Source organism: Schumannella sp. 10F1B-5-1 (genome assembly GCF_006517535.1).
Lineage (GTDB): Bacteria > Actinomycetota > Actinomycetes > Actinomycetales > Microbacteriaceae > Schumannella.
In genome coordinates, this window is the sequence record NZ_VHQH01000289.1 from 1 (window position 1) to 316 (window position 316).

Annotated in this window: 1 pseudogene; it reads left to right on the forward strand. The window is 82.9% G+C overall.

Annotated features, from left to right (window positions below):
• Positions 1 to 40 precede the first annotated feature (40 nt).
• Positions 41 to 316 (forward strand): annotated as a pseudogene (locus tag FJ658_RS15745) (hypothetical protein); the annotation flags it as partial.

A 316-nucleotide genomic window follows, 5' to 3' on the forward strand; every position in this document is an offset into this window, starting at 1 on the left:
CGCTGCCCCCGCCCCGGCGGCACCGCCGTCCGACGCCGTGGTGCCGCCCCCGTGGGGCGGGCTGACCCCCGGGCAGCCGAGCACCACGGCATCCGCTCCGGCGCAGTACGCCGCGCCGACCCCGCCGGCACCCGCGCAGCCGTCCGCCCCGGCGCAGTACGCGCCGCCCGCCCAGCCCTCGGTCGCGCCCGTGCCGCCGCAGTCGTCCGCCGCGCCGGTCGCCCCGGCCGCCGCATCCGCGCCTCCCGTGAGCACCTCGCAGCCGCCGGCGGAGCGCCCGCGCAACCACTGGTCGCGTCAGGCGGAGCTCGACGAC